This is a genomic window from Altererythrobacter sp. Root672 (genome assembly GCF_001427865.1).
In the GTDB taxonomy this organism is placed as follows: Bacteria; Pseudomonadota; Alphaproteobacteria; order Sphingomonadales; family Sphingomonadaceae; genus Croceibacterium_A.
Genome location: NZ_LMHH01000003.1, coordinates 47704 through 69118 on the forward strand (window position 1 = coordinate 47704; position 21415 = coordinate 69118).

Below are 21415 nucleotides of genomic sequence, written 5' to 3' on the forward strand. Positions count from 1 at the left end.
CTCTCCTTGCCGATAGCGTTCGCGCCGACCTATAGCCTTGGCGCGGCTTAAAGGGAGAGAGGAATGGCGAGACCGCTCGCAGGCGTCAGGGTGCTCGATATGGGCACGTTCATCACCGGCCCCGCGGCAGGCATGCTGCTGGCGGACCTTGGCGCGGAGGTGATCAAGGTCGAGATGCCGGGCACCGGCGATCCGTTTCGCGCCTTCAAGGGCGATCTGTATTCGCCGCACTACCAGACCTACAATCGCAACAAGAAGTCGATCGAGCTCAACACCAAGGACGCGGCCGACCTCGCCGCGCTCGACGAGCTGGTGAAGACGGCAGACGTGTTCATCCAGAACTTTCGCCCCGGCGTGGCCGAGCGGCTGGGCGTCGGGCCTGAGCGGCTGCAGGGCATCAACCCGCGGCTGATCTACTGCGGCATCTCCGGCTTCGGCAACGACGGCCCGTGGAAGGACCGTCCGGCGTTCGACACGGTATCCCAAGCCAGCACCGGCTTTCTGCGGCTGCTGGTCAATCCGGCCAATCCGCGCGTGGTAGGGCCGGCGATCGGCGATGCGGTGACGGGGTTCTACGCAGCCTACGGCGTTCTGGCGGCGCTTTACGAGCGGGAGAAGACGGGCAAAGGACGGCTGGTCGAAACCTCGATGTTCGAGGCGATGAGCCACTTCAACCTCGACGACTTCACGCATTACCTCTCGGTCGACGAGGTCATGGGCCCGTGGTCGCGCCCGCACGTTTCGCAAAGCTACGTGTTCCAGTGCGCGGATGGCGGCTGGATCGCGCTGCACATGTCGAGCCCTCCCAAGTTCTGGGAGAACCTCGCCGAAGCAGTCGGCCAGCCCGACATGCTCCAGCGGCCCGAGTTCGAGAGCCGCCCGGCACGGATCGCCAACTACGAGAACGTCGTCGCCTTCCTTGCCCCGATTTTCGCGCAGCAGCCGCGGGCTTGGTGGGAGGAGCGGCTGGTGGCGCTCGAGGTGCCGCATTCGGCGGTCTATTCCTCGAAGGAAGTGGTCGAAGGCGAGCTGGCGCAGCACCACAAGCTGGTGGTCGAAGGCGAAGGCGCGCGCGGCAAGTTTCGCACCATCCGCTTCCCGATCCGTTTCGACGGCGAGATCGAGGACAGCGTCACGGCCCCGCCAGAGCTCGGCGCGGACAATGATGACATCCTCAAACGCAAATAATTGCGCCAGCGCGCGGGTTTGTTAGATTGCGAACAAAGCAGGCGGGAAAAGACTCGCCGCAGGGGAGAACAGCGATGACCAAGTTGCCGAGCCGGCTGCATCACACGGCCTATGTGACCAAGGACCTCGAAGCGACGCGCGCCTTTTATGAGGACGTGATCGGCCTGCCGCTCACCGCGACCTGGTGCGAGAAGGACTTCCTGTTCGGCAAGGACCGCACCTATTGCCACTGCTTCTTCGGCATCGGCGATGGCGGGGCGCTGGCATTCTTCCAGTTCGCCGACCCCGAAGACCAGGCGCTGTTCGGGCCGGACATTCCCGAGACGCCGTTCATCCACCTCGCGCTCAACGTCGACAAGGAAACCCAGCAAGAGCTTGAGGCGCGGATCGTGAAGGCCGGAATCCAGCCGCCAAACACCTATATCCTCGAACATGGCTATTGCCGCTCGGTCTATGTGGTCGATCCCAACGGCATGACGGTGGAGTTCACTTGCGATGATGCCCGAGCCGAGGGTGGCGACGAATACCGCCGCTCAATCGCACACGCGGAATTGAAGCGCTGGCTGGCGGGCGACCACACCACCAACAACGATTTCCGCCACGAAGAAGCGGCCTGATCGCCGACGCCGCCGCATAACAATTAACTTCGTCATTCCCGCGAACGCGGGAACCCAGGGCGACACACGCCAAGAGCTGACTGGGTCCCCGCTTTCGCGGGGATGACGAAGGTAGGTTCGACAACGGAGCCCGCATGACTCTTCCCCTGTTCCCGACCTCGCTGGTTGGTTCCTACGCCCAACCCGAGTGGCTGATCGACCGTGAAAAGCTGGCGGGCCGATTCCCGCCGCGTACCCGCCAGAAGGAGCTGTGGCGGATACCCGAGCAATGGCTCGACCAGGCGTGGGACGACGCCACGATCATGGCCATTGCCGAGCAGGAGCGCGCCGGGCTCGATATCATCACCGATGGTGAGATGCGGCGCGAGAGTTACTCAAACCGCTTCGCCACGGCGCTCGACGGGGTCGACATGGACAATCACGGCACCGCGCTCGACCGCAGTGGTGAGCCCGTGCCCGTGCCGCGCGTAATCGGCGACATCAAGCGCCGCCACGCGGTGCAGGTGCGCGACGTGCAGTTCCTGCGCGAGCACGCCAGCCCGGACAAGAAAATCAAGATCACCGTGCCCGGCCCCTTCACGATGAGCCAGCAGGCGCAGGACGATTACTACGGCGATCCCGAAGCTCTGGCTGTGGCCTATGCCGGCGCGGTCAACGAAGAGATCAAGGACCTGTTCGCCGCCGGCGCCGACGTGGTCCAGCTCGACGAACCATACATGCAGGCTCGGCCGGAGAAGGCTCGCCAATTCGGCCTCAAGGCCTTGGCGCGAGCGCTTGAGGGTGTCGAAGGCACCACGGCGCTGCATATCTGCTTTGGCTATGCGCACCTGATCCACGAACGTCCGGAAGGGTACAGCTTCCTGCCCGAGCTCGGCGCGAGCGGGGTGAAGCAGATCTCGATCGAGACCGCGCAGTCGAACCTCGACACCGCCGTGCTCGAGACCCTGCCCGGCAAGACGATCATCCTTGGCGTGCTCGACCTCTCGTCGCACGAAGTCGAAACGCCGGAAACGGTCGCTGCGCGTATCCGCCGGGCTCTGCCGCATGTGCCGACGGAGAAGATCATCATCGCCCCCGACTGCGGGCTCAAGTACCTCCCGCGCGAAGTTGCGTTCGGCAAGATGAAGGCCATGGCTGACGGCGCTCGCATCGTGAGCGCAGAGCTGGCGTGAGCGGTTTCAAGACCACTCACACCGGCAGCCTGCCGCGGCCGGAGTACCTGCTCGACCTGATGTTCGCCCGCGAAGGCGGCGAGGCGGTGGACCACGCCACGCTCGACGAAGCGGTCGATCGGGCGACGGCCTATGTCCTCGACCGGCAGAGGCAGGCCGGCATTAGCGTGATCGGCGACGGCGAGATGTCGAAGCCGAGCTACGCTACTTACATCAAGCACCGCCTGTCGGGCTTCGGCGGCGAGGCGGGCAGTTACGAGTTCGAAGACCTGGAGCAATTTCCTGGGGCCAAGGCCAAGGTGTTCGGCGACACCGGCCGCGCCCGCCGGAGTGCCCCGGCCTGTACCTCTGCCATCGAAGTCATCGATATGGACGCCCCTCGAGAGGATGCCGAGCGACTCACTCGGCTAGCCGGCGGGCACGAGACCTTCATGTCGGCCGCGTCCCCGGGCGTGACGGCATTGTTCTTTCCGAATCAGTACTATGCCAGCGACGAGGAGTACGTCTTCGCCCTCGCCGAGGGGTTGCGTCACGAATACGAAACGATCGCCGCGGCGGGAATCACGCTGCAGGTCGATTGCCCCGACCTTGCCATGGGCCGCCACGTGCAGTTCACCCACCTCTCGACCGAGGATTTCCGCAAACGCATCGGCATGAACGTCGCCGCGCTCAACCATGCGCTGCGCAATATCCCTGCCGAGCAGCTTCGCATGCATTTGTGCTGGGGCAACTATCCCGGCCCGCATACTTGCGACGTCGACCTCGCCGATATCGCTGACATCGTGTGGAGCGCGAAGCCGCAGGCGGTGCTGCTCGAAGGCGCCAACCCGCGCCACGCGCATGAGTTCGCCTATTTCGAGGCGCACAAGTTGCCCGAAGGCAAAGTGCTGTGCCCAGGCATGATCGAGCCGCAGTCTCCCTATGTCGAACACCCCGAACTGATCGCCCAGCGCATCGGCCGTTACGCCGACGTCCTTGGCCGCGAGCGGGTCATGGCCGGGGTCGATTGCGGCTTTTCGGTCCATGCCGGCAGCGGCAATCTCGACCCCGAAGTCGTGTGGGCCAAGCTGGCAGCGCTGGCAGAAGGCGCGGCGATAGCGAGCAAGCGCTACTGGTAAGAACCGCCCGCGCCCGCTAGTCGGGCAATTGGTTGCGGGTGTGGCGGAATGGTAGACGCCGGGGACTTAAAATCCCCTGAGCTTTGCTCGTGCCGGTTCGAGTCCGGCCACCCGCACCACCGTCTTCGTTTCCAGCCCCCTCCGCACTTGTCCGTAGTGGCGGCCCAACAAAGGCTTTGCTTCCAGTAGGGTATGGTCAAACCAGACCCCAGAACGCGTTAGCCATTCGGAAACATCCATGCCGTTAAAGTCCGCCAAATCAGAGTCATGGATCGAGGCAGAGGCGTCTGATCCAGGTGTCGTGGGGGCGCACATGCACGAGGCCGTTCGAAAGGAAGCGATCGCTTCCGTTACCGAAGATGGGGATGCCGAATATTCCGAGCAACGCGGCGCTCCTCGCTTGCGGCTGCTCATTCGCGCAGCGAAGCTCGTCAGCTCCCAAGGCGAATATCTGTGCGTCGTGCGCGACGCGTCCGAGGGCGGCGTCAGCGTCCGCCTGTTCCATCCGCTCCCGGCTGACGACGCACTGACACTCGAGCTGCAGAACGGAGATCGCTATCCGCTCGTGCGAGTGTGGGAGGAGGACGGCAAGGCCGGCTTCCAGTTCGAAAACCCAGCCGATCTCGAACGGATCGTCGAATCGCCAAGCCGCTTCGCCAAGCGGGCGGTGCGCGTGAATGTCAGCCTGCCCTGCGTGGTCAGGTTCGGCGATCGGGAAGTATACGCGATGTTGTGCAACCTGTCCCAGCAAGGCGGCCGGATCACCACTTCGGAGCGACTCTCGCTCGTCCAACGTATCCGCATCGAGGCGGACGGCTTTCCGGAAGTGGCCGCCAAGGTCCGTTGGCGCCGCGGCGAGACTTACGGTCTCAGCTTTGAGAACAACCTGCAGTTCGAGGAACTGGCGCGCATCGCGTTCGATTTGCAGCAGAACCAGAAGTCCTGACTCAACGCTGCCGGGGCATCCGTTAACCGTCTCATAACCAATTTCCTTCACTCCCGGTGAGACGAAAGACCGGGGGAATTGATGAGCGATTCAGGCGTACCCGCGGGTAGTGAAATTGGGGTCGATGTGGTTATCGTGGGGGCCGGTCCAGCTGGCCTCACCGCGGGCTATCTGCTGTCGAAAGCGGGCAAGTCGGTCGCGATCATCGAAAAGGATGCGACTTACGTCGGCGGCATCAGCCGCACCGTCGAGCACGAAGGATACCGCTTCGATATCGGCGGCCACCGCTTCTTCTCGAAGAGCCAGGCCGTAGTCGACCTGTGGAACGAGATCCTGCCGGACGATTTCATCCAGCGCCCGCGGATGAGCCGCATCTACTACGAGGGTAAATTCTACTCCTACCCGCTGCGCGCGTTCGAAGCGTTGCGCAACCTCGGCATCCTGCGCTCTACCGCGTGCATGCTCAGCTATGGCTGGGCCAAGCTGTTTCCGATCAAGGACGTCAGGAGCTTCGAGGACTGGACCAGCAACCAGTTCGGCAAGAAGCTCTATTCGATCTTCTTCAAGACCTACACCGAGAAGGTGTGGGGCATGCCGTGCGACCAGATGAGCGCCGACTGGGCCGCCCAGCGCATCAAGGGCCTGAGCTTGTGGGGCGCCGTGATCGACGGGCTCAAGCGCTCGCTCGGCCTCAACAAGCGCCCGAACGACGGCCAGTCGGTCAAGACCCTGCTGGAGACCTTCCGCTATCCCCGCCTTGGCCCGGGCATGATGTGGGACGCCGCCCGCGATCGTATCGTCGAGCGCGGCGGACGCGTCTTCATGGCCCATTCGCTCAAGCAGCTTCACAGCGATGGCCAGGGCGGCTGGCGCCTGACCGCAAGCGGGCCTGACGGTGAACTCGTGATCCGTGCCGCGCATGCCATCAGCTCCGCGCCGATGCGCGAACTGGCCGCGCGCCTCCATCCGCTTCCGGAAAGCACGATCAAGGCGAGCAATCTCAAGTACCGCGATTTCCTCACCGTGGCCCTGATGATCCGCTCGGACGACTTGTTCCCCGACAACTGGATCTACATCCACGACAGCAAAGTGCAGGTCGGGCGGGTACAGAATTTCCGCTCCTGGTCGCCCGAAATGGTGCCCGATGAGAGCGTGGCTTGCGTGGGGCTCGAATACTTCTGTTTCGAAGGCGACGGCCTGTGGTCGATGAGCGATGCCAAGCTGATCGAGCTGGCCAAGCGCGAGATGGCGATACTTGGCCTGGTCGCGCCTGAAAAGGTGATTGGCGGAGCGGTCGTGCGCCAGGAAAAGGCTTATCCAGTCTACGACGAGACTTACGCCGCAAATGTCGAGGCGATGCGGACGGAGCTTGAGGAAAAGCACCCGACCCTGCACCTGGTCGGTCGCAACGGCATGCATCGGTACAACAACCAGGACCACGCGATGATGACCGCCATGCTCACGGTCGAGAACATTCTCGCCGGGCAGCGGATCTACGATACCTGGTGCGTCAACGAAGACGCCGAGTACCACGAGGCCGGAGACGAAGGCGCGGAAAAGGTTCTGCCGGAAACCGCCTCGCGCAGGCCCGCCAGTGAAGACCAGGCTGCTGCCCTCGGATCCGTCCGTGACGTGCCGCAGCGTCTGGCCGACAAGAGCCGCAGGGCGGCTTGAGCCGAAGCATGGCCGCAATCCTCTCCCGCGTCGCCGATGTCAGGCTGATCCGCTACCTGCTCGCCAGTGTCGGCGCGCTGGCTGTCGACATGGGCGCGTTCCTGGCGTTGCTGGCGCTGGGCACGTGGCCGGCCGCCGCTTCGGCCGCAAGCTATTGCGCCGGCATCGCCGCGCACTGGCTGATGTCGAGCCGGGCGGTCTTTGCCGATAGCGTAGCCGAATCCGGTGGCGCGCGGACTCGGCAAAAGGTCCTGTTCGTCGGTTCGGCGCTACTCGGGCTGGGTATCACGACGGGGATCGTCTTCGCCGGGCACAACGCGGGCATGGATCCGCGCCTGGCCAAAGTTGGAGCGATCGTCATCAGCTTCGTGGCAACCTGGCTGTTGCGCAGCAAAGTGGTCTTCCGCAGCGAGCTGACGGAGTAGCCGATGCCATGGTTGCGTGCTCCGATGACCCGGGTCTTCCTGGTCTGGCTAGCCGTAGCCGCGATCCTGGTCGCGCGGAGATGGAGCGGCATTGCCGAACGGCATTTCCCCGACCCTGACGACGTTTTGCGACTGGTCCAGGTCCGCGACTTGTTGGCAGGGCAGGGCTGGTTCGACCTTCACCAGTATCGGATCAATCCCCCAGCCGGCACGCTGATGCACTGGTCGCGGCTCGTCGACTTGCCGCTGGTGCTGATCATCGGCGGCCTCACCCCCGTGATCGGAAGCGCTCTTGCCGAACAGGTCGCGTTGGTCGCCGTGCCCTTGTTCACGCTGGGCGCGATATTGCTCGCCATAGCCAAGACCGCCTCGCGCTTCCTCGATACGCGGGACGTCACTCTCGCTTGCCTTTGCGCCGGGACCTCGATGTTCCTGCTGACGCAGATTCAACCGATGCGGATCGACCACCACGGGTGGCAGATCTTCACCGTCATGCTCGCGCTTACCGGGCTTGTGCCCGGTCGAAGCTTGCGCGGCCCGGCGCTTGCGGGCGTCGCTCTTGCCGCTGGGCTGTCGATCTCGCTGGAGGTCTTGCCGGTCACTGTCGCCTTCGGTGCGGTGTTCGGGCTGCGCTGGCTGAGCGACCCGCGTGAGCGCGGGGCGCTGACCGTTTTCCTCGGCGTCCTCGCCAGCGCGAATGCGATCCTGTTCGTGGCCACTCGCGGGCTTGGCGACCTTGCTCTGCATTGCGACGCCGTCACGCCGCCGCTTCTCGGTTTGTTTGCGCTCGCGGCAGTGGGCGCGGGCTTCGCGGTCCGGCTCAATCCGCAGTCGCGGCCGTTGCTGGTCGTCATGCTTGGGATACCGGTGCTGGCAGGCGCGGGCCTTTATCTCGGGACCGCGCCCCAATGCCTCGCGGGCCCGTTCGCCAATCTCGATCCGTTGGTGCGCGAATACTGGTACGTCTACGTTCGCGAAGGCCAGCCCGCTTGGCAGACCGAGGCGATCGTCTGGATTCCGCCCGTGGCCCAAGGCCTGATCGCGCTCGCGACACTCGCCTGGCTCGGCCTCAATCGCCGAGGAATGGAGCGGCGGTGGTGCTTCGAATATCTGCTTATCGCCAGCGTCGGCCTCCTCTCCGGGTTGCTGGTACTGCGTTCGCTGGCCTTCGTCGGCGCCTTGTCGGCAGTACCGCTCGGCTGGCTGACCGGGCGCCTGCTCGACACGTTGGGCAAGATCGAAGGTCCGCTGCGTAAGGGCGGCGTGGCTGTGGCGATCACCTGCCTGCTGGTTCCGGTCGTGCCCTTCGCGGCGGCGCAGACATGGATGCCAAAGGCAGCCGGGACACCGGGTGACGAGCCGGAAAATGGCGTGTGCGACCTGAACGAGCCGCTTCCGTCGCTGGGCAACCTGCCTCCGGCCACCGTGCTCGCACCGTTAGACCTCGGTCCGGCCTTGCTCGAACAGACTCACCACAGCGTCGTCGCCACCTCGCATCACCGGGCGGCCGAGGCGATGCACGATGTGATCGCGGCCTTCATGGCCGAGCCGGCGGAAGCGCGCGAAATCGTTCGGGCGCATGACGTGAAGTACGTGCTCTTGTGCACCGACATGAAGGAGATTGATCTCCGCGTCAGGACCGCGCCTAACGGCCTGGCGGCCAGGCTCGTCAAGGGACAGGCGCCCGACTGGCTCGAGCGTGTACCGCTAGAGAAATCGCCTGAATGGCAACTCTGGAAAGTCAGGGGGCGCTAAGCCCCCTAAACGTCACGCTTCCGGCAGGTCTCAGGCCGGGCGGAACTTCATCGCCAGCCCGTTCATGCAATAGCGCAGGCCGGTCGGCGGCGGGCCGTCCTTGAACACGTGGCCCAGATGGCCGCCGCAATCGGCGCAATGCACCTCGGTGCGCGGATAACCGAGCTTGTAGTCGGTCGAGGTGCCGACGGCACCGGCGAGTGGCTGGTAGAAGCTCGGCCAGCCGGTGCCGCTGTTGAACTTGGTGCTGCTCGAATAGAGCTCGTTGGCGCAACCCGCGCAGAGGAAGGTGCCCTTGCGCTTTTCGTGGTCTAGCGGAGAGCTGCCCGCGCGTTCGGTGTCCTCGTGCCGCAGCACTTGGTAGCTGGCCGGGCTGAGACGGCGTTTCCATTCGGCGTCGGTCAGGTTGACCTTGAAGGTCTTGGCCTCGGCGGCGCTGCCGCAGGACGCCAGGACCGGCAGGGCAATACCGGCAGCCAGCCAGGCAATGGCGCTGCGGCGGCTGGTCGGATGTGTCATGCGTCGCTCCTGTGCGGTCTTGGTCTACTGGGCATTCTTCGAACCCTTGCTGAACGCCGAAGCAACGAGCGCGCGAAGGTTGCGGTTCCGTTTAGTCGCCTGGCCGCCCGATTTCATCACGCGTTTGCGGAACAGGGTCGCGCCGAGCCGGATGGTGATCGCCACCCAGGCCATCTGCCAGCCCAGGGCCAGGATATGCGGCCACAGCGCTTCGTACTGGGCTGCGCGGGCGAACATCGCGAAGGGTGAACTGAACGGGAAGGCAATGGCGGCCCATTCGATCGGCTCTCCGGAAGACCCCACCGACAGGCTGGCAAACAGGAACAGCAGGACCTGCAGCATGGTGACCGGCATCGATAGGGTCTGCACCTCGCGCACGGTGTTCGCGAGCGAACCGATGGCGAGGAACACCGAGCCGAGCAGCAGGTAACCCATGGCGAAGTAAGCGATGCCGAGCACGAAGAACAACGGCCAGCCGACTCCCGGTTCAGGCAGGCTGCTAAGGTCGATCGCGTTGCCCATCAGGCCCTCGAAGCCTGATAGTCCCACTACAGCGCCAATGACCGTCGCCCACACGGCAATGCCGACCAGCGAGACGGCCAGCATCGCGAACAGCTTGCCCAGGAACACGGCATCCATCGGGATCGCGGCGGCAAGGATTTCGATCACCTTGTTCGCCTTCTCCTCGACCAGGTTGGAGAGGACCATGCCGGCCAGCAGGATGATCAGCAGGAACAGCACCAGCTGCCCTGCCTGGGCGGTTCGCAGGCGGCCGCGTTGTTCGCTGGCTCCGGTGACCGCGACAATCTGGGTGCGGACTTCGGGAAAGACGGTGGGCGTGTCCTGCACCGCGGCCGCGGCGATCAGCGCCACCGGGCCAGTCCACCATTGCAGGCGTTCGGGCGTGGCGGTGAGCTGCGGATCGGCCGGAGTGCCGGACAAGACGGCGGCGAGATTGCCCTCGCGCCGGGCGAGCAGGGCCTGGGCGTCGAAAGTCTCGCCTTGTTGCAGCTGCTTGGAGACCACGATGTCGGGCAGCGTTGGGCCCAGTTCCTCGGCCAGCGACTGGCGCGCGGCGAGGATGGCCTCGGTGTCGCCCGCGGTCATGGCCAGGCCGATGACCGGGCGCTGGGCCTCGCTCTCGACTCTTTGGCCGATACCGCCCGCCAGGCTGCCGACGACCAGCGGGAACAGCGGGCCGAGCAGGAAGAAAATGAAGCTCCGGCTGAACAGGATGGTCATGAAGTCCCGCCGCGCCACGACCCACGCCGCTTGAAGGCGCGAAAGCCGGCCAGCCGTGTTCGAATCCGCGATCATTGGACGGCCTCCGGTTCGGCATCGAGGGCCCTGGCGGCGGCCTCGCCCGCGATGGCGACGAAAGCGTCGTGCAAGCCGGCCCGCTCGATCGACAGCGAGAGGATCCCCGCGTCGCCCTCGATCAGCGCGCGAAGCAGCGGTTCCACGCCGCTATCGGGGAGCGGGAAGTACCAGAAGGTGCCCTCGCGCCGCGCTTCCGCTGGGAGCGCCGAACGCCATGGGCCGTCGGAATTGCGAGTTTCCAGCCGCACTTGCGCGCGGATGCGGTCGCGCGCGTGGTCGACCGAGCCAGCGTAAGGCACTTTGCCGCCGGCGATGATGGCGACCCCTTCGCACAGGCGCTCGGCATGGGCGATGACATGGGTCGAGAAGATCACGGTGGCGCCGTTGGCGGCGAGGTCACGGATCAGCAGTTCAAGCTTGCCCTGGTTGATCGCGTCGAGGCCGGAGAACGGTTCGTCGAGCACCACCAGCCGCGGCGAGTGGACCAGGGTGCCGAGTAGCTGGACCTGCTGGGCCATGCCCTTCGAAAGCTGGCGGATCTGCCGTTCGACCGCGTGGCCGAGACCGTTCTGCTCCATCAGCTCACGCCCGCGTCTGCGTCCTTCGGCCAGGGGCAGCCCGCGCAGCGCGCCCATGAAGGCGATCGCTTCGTAGGCCTTCATCGTCGGGTAGAGGCCGCGTTCTTCGGGCAGGTAACCAATCTGGCGGGCGACGTCTTGCGGGTTGGCGTGGCCGAGGACACGCCGCTCTCCCGCGTCGGGGTCGATGATCCCTAGCAGCATGCGCAAGGTCGTGGTCTTGCCCGCGCCGTTAGGGCCCAGGATGCCGTAGATCGCGCCTTCGGGCACGGCGAGGTCGACACCGTCGACCGCCAGCGTCCCGTCGAACCGCTTCACCAAGCCGCGCGCCTCGATGGCTAGTCCGCGCCCGGGTCCGGTACCAGTGTTCACTTGCATCCCCCTCCTGCGCTGGAGATAGGCGGGTCAGGTTAACAGGAGCAACCGGAATCGTGGTTGAGACGAGTGCCCTCGACGATCTGAAAACGCGGCTGGTCGAACAGGCGCGATCGCTCGGCTTTGCGAGCGTCGGCTTCGCGCCGGCTGCCGACGATCCGGTGCGCAGCGATCGGCTGCGCGAATGGCTCGACGCGGGCATGCATGGCGAGATGGAGTGGATGGAAGCGCGGGCCGACGTGCGCCGTGGCCCTCAGGCGATGTGGCCCGAGGCGCGTAGCGTGATCGCGCTCGGCATGAGCTATGCCCCGGCGCACGATCCCCTGGCGCTGGAGGGCGATCCGGAGCGGGCGCGGATCTCGGTCTATGCTCAGGGGCGTGACTACCATGACGTCATGAAGAGCGCGCTTAAGGCGCTCGCACGGTGGATGTCGGCGGAGACCGAGAAGCTCGGGATCGAGGCTGCGCTCAAGGTGTTCGTCGATACGGCGCCGGTGATGGAGAAGCCGCTGGGCGAGGCGGCGGGGATCGGCTGGCAGGGCAAACACACCAATCTCGTCAGCCGCGAGCATGGCAGCTGGCTGTTCCTCGGCGCGATCTACTCGACCCTGCCGTTTGCGCCCGACACCCCGCATGACGGGAACTGCGGCTCGTGCCGCGCCTGCCTCGACACTTGCCCGACTGACGCTTTCCCTGCGCCCCATCGCCTCGATGCGCGGCGGTGCATTTCGTACCTGACGATCGAACACCGCGGGCCGATCCCGGAGGAATTCCGGGCCGCGATGGGCAACCGCATCTACGGCTGCGACGATTGCCTGGCGGTGTGCCCGTGGAACAAGTTTGCCGCCACCGCGGCCCGGCACCAGGCTTTCCTGCCGCGCGCCGAACTGGTGGCGCCGCGCCTCGACGAGTTGCTGACGCTCGACGATGCGGGGTTCCGCAAGTTGTTCTCAGGCTCCCCGATCAAGCGCATCGGGCGCGACCGGTTCGTGCGCAATTGCCTGATCGCAGCGGGCAACAGCGGCAATCGCGAGTTGCTGGATCCGATCTATCCGCTGCTGGGCGACCCGGACCCGGTGGTCGCCGAAGCAGCGGCCTGGGCCCTGGAGCAGCTTACAGAAGCTCCTTGAGCTGGACCTCCGTATTGAGGAGCACCTCAGGCGCGATCACTGCGCGCGCTTCCACCAGCTTGCGGCCCTGGGCGTAGTCCTTGGTACGGTTGATGCAGTCGAGCGCGACCACTCGCCCGCCCTTGAGATAGACCACCGAGAAGCTGCGTTCAGCCGGATCGCCGCGCAGCACGGTGGCGTCATGGCCGATGTTGACGCCAATCGTCTGCAGTCTGAGATCGTACTGGTTCGACCAGAACCAAGGCACCGCCTCGTAAGGCTGTTTGTCGCCGCAGATCGCGCGGGCTGCGGTGTTGGCCATGTCGTTGGCGTTCTGCACGCTTTCGAGCCGGATGATCGCGCCGTCGGCATAGCCGTTCACATGCGCGGCGCAGTCGCCGATGGCGTAGATGTCCGGCAGGCTCGTGCGGCAATAGGGATCGACGTCGACCCCGTTGGCGCCCGCGGCCCCGGCGGCAATCAGCGGCCCGACCGAGGGGACGATGCCGATGCCGACGATGACCAAATCGCACGGCAGGGTCTCTCCATCGGCCAGGCGGACGCCGGTGACTTTCTCCTCACCCTCGATCGCCTCCACATCGGCGCCGATGCGGAAGTCGACGCCCTGCGCCCGGTGCTCGGCTTCGTAGAAACGCGAGAGATCTTCCCCCGCGACGCGCGCGAGCAGGCGGTTTTCCTTCTCGACCACGGTGACCGAGCAGCCGAGCTTGGTCAGCGCCGCTGCAGCCTCGAGCCCGATGTACCCGCCGCCGATTACCACCGCGCGCTTGGCCCCGGCCGAAAGTTCGGCGCGGATGCGGTCGGTGTCGAGCTTGTCGCGGATCACGTGCACGCCGGGAAGCTGCGCGCCGGGGCACGACAGCCGCCGCGGATCGCCGCCGCCGGCCCAGATCAGCGTGCCATACCTGATCGTCCCGCCGCCCGTGATCGTGAGCGTCTTTGCCACTGGATCGATCCGCGACACGCTGGTCTCCATCAGCAGGCCGACCTGCCGTTCATCCCAGAATTGCGGAGGACGGATCATGATCCGCTCGAACGGTTTCTCTCCGTAGAGATAGTCCTTCGACAGCGGCGGGCGCTCATAAGGCGGTTCGCTGTCGCGCCCGACCATCAGGATGGAGCCGGCAAAGCCATGCTGGCGCAAGGCAAGGGCCACCTGGGCGCCGCCGTGGCCGGTGCCGACGATTACAATGTCTGATTCGCTCATAGACTAGCGGTTCAACAGGTTTCTCGCCTGGCTGGCAATCTGCGCCAGCATCGCCGGCGCTAAAGGGGTCGCACTGCGGGCCCGCGCGATCATCGAGCGGAACTGCTTGATCGCCGGCTCGCGTTCGGCGGCCCACGCGGCAATCTGCCCCTTGGGATCGGTTTTACCGCGCTTGGTCGTGGCTAGCTGCCGGAGGAACTCGAAGCGCATCTGCTGGAAGTCGCGCGCTAGGCCCGCGACCAGCAGCCGCTCCCACGGATCGGAGGGATTCATCACCGAGGCTTTCGACTGCGCCCAGTCGAGACCGAGCGTTTCGCCCAGCGCAATGAAGGCCTGGGTCAGTGGGACCGGCGGAATGCGCGTGTCGCGCGAGAGTTGCGCGAGGCCGATCGTGCCGTCGACCGCGAACAAGTTGGCGACCTTGAGCGCGAGTGCAGGGGGCGCCCCTGCATCCTCCAGCTCGGTCGCGATGGCTTCGGCATGCTCGCGCGCTTCGCGGGCGAGGAGATCGTCCACGTGATCGACCAGCACTCCCACTTCGCCGGAGACCGCGTCGATCAAGTCCGACGGCGCGCGCATGGCTCCGCCAGCGCGCAGCAAGTCTGCCATATGTCCGCGCAAGGCCGAAGCGGCCCGTTCGAACAGCAGCAGCCGGGCGCCTTCGGGCATCTTGCCCTCGTCGGTCGCCGCCCAGATCGCGTCCATGCCCAGCAGCTCGCAAGCCGAAACGAACGCAGCGGCAATCTGGTCGAGCCCGGCGCCTTCTTCCTCGGCCAGCTCGAACGGATGGATCAAGCCCATGCGGTTGACGACGGCGTTGGCGATGACCGTAGCCACGATCTCGTTCCGCAGCCGGTGAGCCAGGATGAACTTGCGGAACGGCGCGCGCATCGTTTCCGGGAAATCGTCGAACAGCAGCGGCTCGGCGGCCCTGTCGGCGGCGATGTCGCTCGCTTCGATGGCGGACTGCAGCAGCAGCTTGGCGTTGGACAGCAGAATCGCCAGTTCGGGCCGGGTCAGGCCCTGACCGTCCACCGCCCGCCGGACCAGCGCCTGGCTGTCGGCCAGGCCTTCGGTTTTGCGGTCGAGTTCGCCCGCGTCTTCCAGGAACTCGACCAGCCGGGTCTGCGAAGCGACGGCCTTGGCGCCGCCGGCCTGGGCAATCGACAGGGCGAGCGCCTGCATCCGGTTGTCTTCGAGCACCAGCGCGGCGACTTCGTCGGTCATGGCTTCGAGCACTTCGACGCGTCGCGTCTCCGACAGTTTCCCGCCGCGCTTGGCCGCTTCGAGGGCGATCTTGATGTTGACCTCATTGTCCGAGCAATCGACCCCGGCGGAGTTATCGATGAAGTCGGTGTTGATGCGGCCGCCGTGAAGCGCGAACTCGATCCGCCCGGCTTGCGTGACGCCGAGGTTGGCGCCTTCGCCGACGACTTTGGCGCGCACCTCGTCGCCATTCACCCGCAGGCCGTCGTTGGCCGGATCGCCGACTTGCGCGTGGCTCTCCTGACTGGCCTTGAGATAAGTCCCGATTCCGCCGAACCACAGTAGGTCGACCGGAGCCTTGAGGATCGCGCTGATCAGGCTTTCGGGGTCGAGCTCTTCCGCCTCTACCCCGAGCACCGCGCGTGCCTCTGGAGAAAGCGGAATGCGTTTGAGCGTGCGCGGGAACACCCCGCCGCCCTTGCTGATGAGCTTTTCGGAATAATCCGCCCAGCTTGAGCGCGGCAGTTCGAACATCCGTTTGCGCTCGGCCCAGCTGGCTGCCGGATCGGGGTTGGGGTCGATTAACACGTGGCGGTGGTCGAACGCGGCGACGAGCTTGATCGCCTTGGACAGCAGCATGCCGTTGCCGAACACGTCGCCCGACATGTCGCCGCAACCGACCACGCGGACCGGCTCGCTCTGCACGTCGACGCCCATTTCGAGGAAGTGCCGCTGGACCGAGATCCACGCGCCGCGGGCGGTGATGCCCATGGCTTTGTGATCGTAGCCCTTCGATCCGCCGCTAGCGAAAGCGTCGCCGAGCCAGAAGTCGAACTCGGCGGCGATAGCGTTGGCGGTGTCGGAGAAAGTCGCGGTGCCCTTGTCGGCGGCGACCACGAAATAGGGGTCCTCGCCGTCGTGGATCACCACGTGCGGCGGGTGCACGACCTTGGTGCCGGCGATGTTGTCGGTGATCGACAACAGCGTGCGGATGAACAGCTTGTAGCTTTCGCGCCCTTCAGTGGCCCAGGCGTCGCGGTCGACCGCGGGATCGGGCAAGCGCTTGGGATAGAAGCCGCCCTTGGCTCCGGTCGGGACGATCACCGCGTTCTTGACCCGCTGGGCCTTCATCAGCCCAAGCACTTCGGTGCGGAAGTCGTCGCGCCGGTCGGACCAGCGCAGGCCTCCGCGCGCGACAGGGCCGGCGCGCAAGTGAATGCCTTCGACGCGGCGCGAATAGACGAAGATCTCGCGCCACGGCACCGGCTTGGGCAGGTTGGGCACGAGCGAGGAATCGAGCTTGAACGCCAACGCGTCGGTGCCGGCTGGGGCAAAGGCATTGGTCCGCAGGATCGCCCCGACCAGGGCCCAGTAGAGCCTCAACAAGCGGTCGTCGTTGATCGCGGCGACGCTGGCGAGGCCGGTGCGGATTTGCTCTTCGGCGTGGTGTGAAGCGGCTTCGCGGTCTGCCTTGAAACCCGGATCGTGGCGGACCCGGAACAGTTCCACCAGCGCGCGAGTGACGGTAGGCGCGCGGCGCAGCGCGTCGACCACGGTGTAGATGGTGAAGGCGACGTTGACCTGCCGCAGATAGCGATAGAAGGCGCGCAGCCAGTCGGCCTCCTGCGCCTCCAGACCGGGGCTCACGACCAGGCGGTTGAACACGTCGTCTTCCGCCCGTGCGTTGAGCACGGCGCAGATCGCGGCCTCGATCTGCGGTGCGCGATCGAGCAGCGGCGCGGCCTCGTCTCCGTGTGACAGGCCGAGCAGGAAGTCGTGGATCGAGCCGGGTTCGGCGCCGGCAATCATGGTCGGGCGTTCGGCGAGCACCCGGAAGCCGAAGTTCTCGAGCGCCGGAACAGCGTCCGACAGCGCGACCGAACCGCCGAGCTGATAGAGCTTCATCCGTAATTGATCGGCGGGGTCGTTTTCCAGCCGGTAGAGCCGGGCATCGCGGTGGAGTGGGCGCTCCGCCTCCGCGCCCGCGAGCGCCCGCATCCGCGTGATATCCCGCGCGGCTTCGGCCGGTCCGTAATCGGTGCGGTAGGCGAGCGGGAAGGCTTCGGCATAGCGCGAGGCGAGCGCCGCGGCGCGGGATGGCTCTTCGTCGACGGCAAGCGCAGCTTCGACCGCTTCGCCCCAGCCGCGCAGCAGTTCCTGCAGCCGGCGGTCGACCAGGTCCATGTCGGGCTCGCGCCCGCGTCCGCGGAAGTCGAGGACATAGCGCAACATGGCTAGGTTGCCGCCTTCGACCAGCAAGCTCCAGTCGAGCGTATCGGCGCCGGTCGAGTCCTCGATCATGGTCTGAATCTTGAGGCGCGTCGAAGTCGACAGCAGGTCGCGCGGGAGCCAGACGAAGCCGAACAAGTGCCGGTGAAGCGGGGCCATGACCATCGCCGCGCGGGCCCGTGGCCGGTCGGCGAGCGCCATCATCGTGGTCGCCACACGCGCGAGATCTTCGTCTTCGAAACCGATCGCGAGATCGTGCGGCAGCACGGTCAGCGCATGGACGAGCGCCTTGGCATCGTGGCTTCCTTCCTGGAAACCGAACTTGTCCATCAGGTTGGCCAGCTGGCGGCGCAGTTCGGGCACTTGGGCCGGAGGTGTTCCGAGCGCGGCGCTGGTCCAGATGCCGGCGTAGACCGAAAGCGAGGTGGCCTTGCCGCCCTCGATCACCGGCACGATGAACACATCGAGCGGCACCCGGCGATGGACGTGCGAGTAAGTGTTCGCCTTGATGATCAGTGGCGCATGTTCGCGGTTGGCGGGCTTTTCGAACCAGGCGAAGGCGAGCTTGTAAGCGTCCTCGCTGAGCAGGTCCTTTGCGCTCTTCCGGCAGATCCCGAGCGCCTGCGATTTGGAGCCGTCGGGCTTGATCGTCATGTGGCCGAGCAGGGTCAGCATGCCGTCGCAGAACCAGCGTAGCAGGTCCTGCCGTTCGGGATCGGGCACCTTGCCGGCGTCCTGGCCCAGCCGCTCGCGCATCTCGGGCCAGTCGGACACCGCCACGCGGACATCGGCCAGCGTTGCGGAGAGTTCCTGCTCGAGTGTGCGGCGCTGGATGGCGTCGATCCGCTCGGTCTCGAGATAGATCATCGATTCCAGTTTCTCGCCGCTCGCTTCTCCTTCGGGCAGGGCCACGAGCTTGCCTGCTTCATCGCGGCGGGCGGGCAGAACGGGGTGAGCAAGGACGTCGATCGGCAATCCGAGCGCGGCGATGGTCGCGGCGATCGAATCGACCAGGAACGGCATGTCCTTGTTGACGATGGCGATGCGGGTGGCTCTCCGGTCACCGACGCCCGAGCGGACCGCGATGGCGGCCTCTCCGCGCTTACGCTGGTGGGCGGTTTCGAGCAGGAAAGCGGCCGCTTCGTCGAGATGGGCGGCGCCGAGTTCGGTTTCTCCAGGGAGTCGGGACACCGCTATGCGTTCGCGCAGGACCTTTGCCAGCTTTGCGTCTTCGGCCGACAATTTCTTGAACCCTTCGGCATCGCGCCGCGCGGTGGCCATATTCACTCTCTCCCGCCTCCACAAACAAGACAAACGAGGCGGCCGTGCGGTCGTTCCGACTTCTTGCGCCGATTGGCGCCACGGCCATCCCTACGAAGTAACGGCCTCCATCGTAAGCGCTAGCGAACGACGCCGCGCCTCGGGATCATACGTAGCGCCGGAGACTATCAACTCGTCGGCGTTGGTGCGTTCGATGAAGCGGCCGATCCTCTCGCGGACGGTCGCAACTGATCCCACCGCGCGGGCCTGGCCGAGATGTTCGAGCATGGCCCTGGCGGTGTCCGGCAGGGTCTCGCGATAGCCGGGGATCGGCGGCGGCAGCTTGCCCGGATCGCCAGAGCGGAGCCGGACAAATGACTGGTCCTGCGAGGAGGACAGCAACTCTGCCTCCTCGTCGGTGTCCGCGGCGATCACCGTCATCGCCGCCATGGCGTGGGGCTTGTCGAGGTAGGCCGAGGGACGGAACTGGTTGCGATAGGCGATCAGCGCGGCGTCGAGATGGTCGGGCGCGAAGTGGCTGGCGAAGGCGTAGGGCATGCCAAGCCTTGCTGCGAGCTGGGCGCCGAACAGGCTCGACCCCAACATCCACAACTCGACCTTGGCGCCAAGTCCGGGGGTGGCGACGATCGGCAGGTCGAGATCGCCGGTCAGCATGGCCCGGAGTTCGACCACGTCCTGCGGGAAGTACTCGGCCGCCTGGTGCAGGTTCTTGCGCAAGGCCTGCGCCACGATCCCCGCCGCGCCCGGCGCGCGGCCGAGCCCAAGGTCGACCCGCCCAGGGAACAGGCCGTCTAGCGTGCCGAATTGCTCGGCGATCACGAACGGGTTGTGGTTGGGCAGCATGATCCCGCCCGATCCGATCCGGATGGTCGAGGTCGAATGGCCGATGTGGGCGAGCACGACTGAGGCGGCTCCACCGGCGACTCCGGGAGTGGCGTGGTGCTCGGCTACCCAGAACCGCTTGTACCCGGCTTGCTCGGCGGTCGCTGCGAGCTTGCCGGCGTCGTCCAGGGCCTCGTGCAGAGTGCCGCCTTCGCGGATCGGGAGGAGGTCGAGGACTGACAGGGGGATCATTCGGACGGGGTCTCCGCACTTGGCTCAGCGGTCGGCTGAGCCTCGGTGGGTTCACTGAGCTGGGCCAGATAGCCGCGGGCAGTAATCGCTTCCTCGCTGTTTGGGGCGAGATCGACAACCGACTGCCAGCTTGCCCGCGCGGCGTCCTCGCGTCCACCGAGTATGGCGATCACACCGGCTTCGAGGCCGATCTCCGGGTAGCCGGGGGACAGCCTGGCGGCGGTTTCGATATAGGACTGTGCGTCGGCCAGCTTGTTCTGACGACGCGCCAAGGTCGCCGAGAGCAGCCAGGCATAAGGGCTCTGCGGGTCGAAGGTCCGCGCGCTGGTGAGTGTGGCTTCAGCTTCTGCCATTTGGCCAAGCAGGACTTGGGCCCGTGCCCTGTCGATCTCGACCACTGCACGCAACCCCGCATCGCCCGAGGCTTCGGCATCGCTCGCGGCGAGGTTGAGGTGGGTAAGGGCGGCGGCGGCACGTTCCTGGGCCAAGGCGGAATTGCCGGCCATCGCGGCGAGTTGGGCCCGGCGGTAGGGATCGCCCTCACCAAGCACCTCCCGCGCGGCAACGAACGCCTGCTCGGCCGCTTCCCAGCGTAGTAGCGAGGTATAGGCCATGCCAAGGCAATGTTGCGGATAGGTGCGGTCCGGTCCGCTGGTTTGCTCGGACCACTGGCCGGCTTCGACGATCGCGGTGGTCGGATCCTTACGGGCCTTTTCCAGACAGGCGATGAGCCGATCTTCCGCCACGGTGCGCGGTACCGGCGGGCCCGGCGCCTCGACGGCAGCCTGAGCCAGGGTGAGCAGCGATGCGGAGATGAGTGCGGTGATCATCGGAACGGTCTCAAGCTAGCGCGGCGACGGTGCGCAGGAGCAGGGCGATGTCGCTGTCGCGCGAAAGGCGATGGTCGCCACCCTTGATCAGGGTCACCTGCACGTCCTGTGAACGCAAGGCCTCTGCAAGGCGCAGTGAGATTTTCGGGGGGACGTCGGTGTCCTCCTGTCCGTGGAGCAGCCGCACCGGACAATCGATGGCGATCTCGCTCTCAAGCTGGCGCCGGTCCTGCCCGTCGGACCAGAAGCCTGGATGCGTGGGCGTGGGGTCGTAGCCATAGGCGTTTTCGGTGAAGAGTGTCTCGCCGTTCGAGAGCTGCGCCTTCTGGGCGTCGTCATAGCCCCAGTCGGTGAAGTCAGGGGCGGCGGCGATGCCCACCAGGCCAACGAGCTTTGATCCAAGCTGCTGCGCCGCAAGCAGCATCAACCAACCGCCCATAGACGATCCGACCAGCACGACTTCGCCCCGCACCTCGGCTTCGATCAGCGCGAGCACCTCTTCGGCCCAGCGCGCCAGCGTACCGTCCGCGAAATCGCCCCCGCTTTCGCCGCAGCCCGAGTAATCGAGCAGCAGACATTCTCGCCGTTCCGCTTCGGCCCAGGCCAAGAGCGCGGTGGCCTTGCTGCCGGCCATGTCGGACATGTAGCCGGGCAGGAACACGATCGCCGGGCCGGAGCCAGGGCCAGAGGCAGGGCTGTGGCGGAAAGCGATCCGCCTGCCATCGGGCATCGCGTGGAAACGGGTCTCAGGCATCGCCGCTCAGATGGAGT

At 65.9% G+C, this 21415-nt stretch carries 17 protein-coding genes and 1 tRNA gene; 10 read left to right on the plus strand and 8 right to left on the minus strand.

Annotated elements, in window-relative coordinates; all coding sequences use genetic code 11:
- Positions 1-63: 63 nt before the first annotated feature.
- From ASD76_RS14320 to ASD76_RS14360, 9 genes are all read left to right on the plus strand, one after another.
- On the plus strand, positions 64-1188 hold the full coding sequence (locus ASD76_RS14320) for a CaiB/BaiF CoA transferase family protein (RefSeq protein WP_055924498.1): 1125 nt from the start codon (positions 64-66) through the stop codon (positions 1186-1188).
- A 74-nt stretch (positions 1189-1262) separates the two neighbouring features.
- A complete protein-coding gene (locus ASD76_RS14325; protein WP_055924501.1) occupies positions 1263-1805 on the plus strand; it encodes a VOC family protein in 543 nt (180 codons plus the stop codon).
- A 134-nt stretch (positions 1806-1939) separates the two neighbouring features.
- Positions 1940-2977, plus strand: coding sequence for a 5-methyltetrahydropteroyltriglutamate--homocysteine methyltransferase (locus tag ASD76_RS14330; protein ID WP_055924504.1), 1038 nt, complete (start codon positions 1940-1942; stop codon positions 2975-2977).
- Complete coding sequence (locus ASD76_RS14335) at positions 2974-4095, plus strand: cobalamin-independent methionine synthase II family protein (protein ID WP_055924507.1); 1122 nt, start codon at positions 2974-2976, stop codon at positions 4093-4095. Before ASD76_RS14330 ends, ASD76_RS14335 begins: the two co-directional genes overlap by 4 nt.
- A 34-nt stretch (positions 4096-4129) precedes the next feature.
- Positions 4130-4214, plus strand: a tRNA-Leu gene (locus ASD76_RS14340).
- A 194-nt stretch (positions 4215-4408) separates the two neighbouring features.
- Positions 4409-5041, plus strand: coding sequence for a PilZ domain-containing protein (locus ASD76_RS14345; protein ID WP_055924511.1), 633 nt, complete (start codon positions 4409-4411; stop codon positions 5039-5041).
- 81 nt (positions 5042-5122) lie between these two features.
- Entirely contained in the window at positions 5123-6715 is a 1593-nt protein-coding gene (locus tag ASD76_RS14350) for an NAD(P)/FAD-dependent oxidoreductase (protein ID WP_055925860.1), read from the plus strand.
- Positions 6716-6723: 8 nt separating this feature from the next.
- A complete protein-coding gene (locus tag ASD76_RS14355) occupies positions 6724-7140 on the plus strand; it encodes a GtrA family protein (RefSeq protein ID WP_055924513.1) in 417 nt (138 codons plus the stop codon).
- A gap of 24 nt (positions 7141-7164) precedes the next feature.
- Positions 7165-8895: a hypothetical protein gene (locus ASD76_RS14360; protein WP_055924516.1), complete on the plus strand. Its 1731-nt coding sequence runs from the start codon at positions 7165-7167 to the stop codon at positions 8893-8895.
- Between the two features lie 30 nt (positions 8896-8925).
- On the opposite strand, the gene msrB is transcribed toward ASD76_RS14360, so the two are convergent.
- Genes msrB through ASD76_RS14375 form a run of 3 tightly spaced genes read right to left on the minus strand, consistent with a single transcriptional unit; the run spans position 8926 to position 11690 of the window.
- Positions 8926-9414, minus strand: coding sequence for a peptide-methionine (R)-S-oxide reductase MsrB (gene msrB / locus ASD76_RS14365; RefSeq protein ID WP_055924518.1), 489 nt, complete (start codon positions 9412-9414; stop codon positions 8926-8928).
- 24 nt (positions 9415-9438) lie between these two features.
- Positions 9439-10731, minus strand: a complete 1293-nt coding sequence (locus tag ASD76_RS14370; protein ID WP_055924521.1) for an ABC transporter permease — start codon at positions 10729-10731, stop codon at positions 9439-9441.
- Positions 10728-11690, minus strand: a complete 963-nt coding sequence (locus tag ASD76_RS14375; RefSeq protein ID WP_055924524.1) for an ABC transporter ATP-binding protein — start codon at positions 11688-11690, stop codon at positions 10728-10730. Before ASD76_RS14375 ends, ASD76_RS14370 begins: the two co-directional genes overlap by 4 nt.
- Before the next feature lie 53 nt (positions 11691-11743).
- Between ASD76_RS14375 and queG the strand changes: the two genes are divergently transcribed.
- Complete coding sequence (gene queG, locus ASD76_RS14380; protein ID WP_055924527.1) at positions 11744-12817, plus strand: tRNA epoxyqueuosine(34) reductase QueG; 1074 nt, start codon at positions 11744-11746, stop codon at positions 12815-12817.
- On the opposite strand, the gene ASD76_RS14385 is transcribed toward queG, so the two are convergent.
- From ASD76_RS14385 to ASD76_RS14405, 5 genes are all read right to left on the minus strand, one after another.
- Positions 12801-14024: an NAD(P)/FAD-dependent oxidoreductase gene (locus ASD76_RS14385; protein WP_055924530.1), complete on the minus strand. Its 1224-nt coding sequence runs from the start codon at positions 14022-14024 to the stop codon at positions 12801-12803. The genes queG and ASD76_RS14385 overlap by 17 nt on opposite strands.
- 3 nt (positions 14025-14027) lie before the next feature.
- The gene (locus ASD76_RS14390) at positions 14028-18740 is read right to left on the minus strand and encodes an NAD-glutamate dehydrogenase (RefSeq protein ID WP_055924532.1); all 4713 of its coding nucleotides are present in this window, start codon (positions 18738-18740) and stop codon (positions 14028-14030) included.
- A 90-nt stretch (positions 18741-18830) separates the two neighbouring features.
- Positions 18831-19814, minus strand: a complete 984-nt coding sequence (locus ASD76_RS14395; RefSeq protein WP_055924536.1) for an LLM class flavin-dependent oxidoreductase — start codon at positions 19812-19814, stop codon at positions 18831-18833.
- Entirely contained in the window at positions 19811-20644 is an 834-nt protein-coding gene (locus ASD76_RS14400) for a tetratricopeptide repeat protein (protein ID WP_055924539.1), read from the minus strand. The genes ASD76_RS14395 and ASD76_RS14400 overlap by 4 nt, the downstream gene beginning before the upstream one ends.
- Positions 20645-20654: 10 nt before the next feature.
- Positions 20655-21398 (minus strand): alpha/beta fold hydrolase, encoded by a 744-nt coding sequence (locus ASD76_RS14405; RefSeq protein WP_055924542.1) that lies wholly within the window; start codon positions 21396-21398, stop codon positions 20655-20657.
- Positions 21399-21415: the final 17 nt, after the last annotated feature.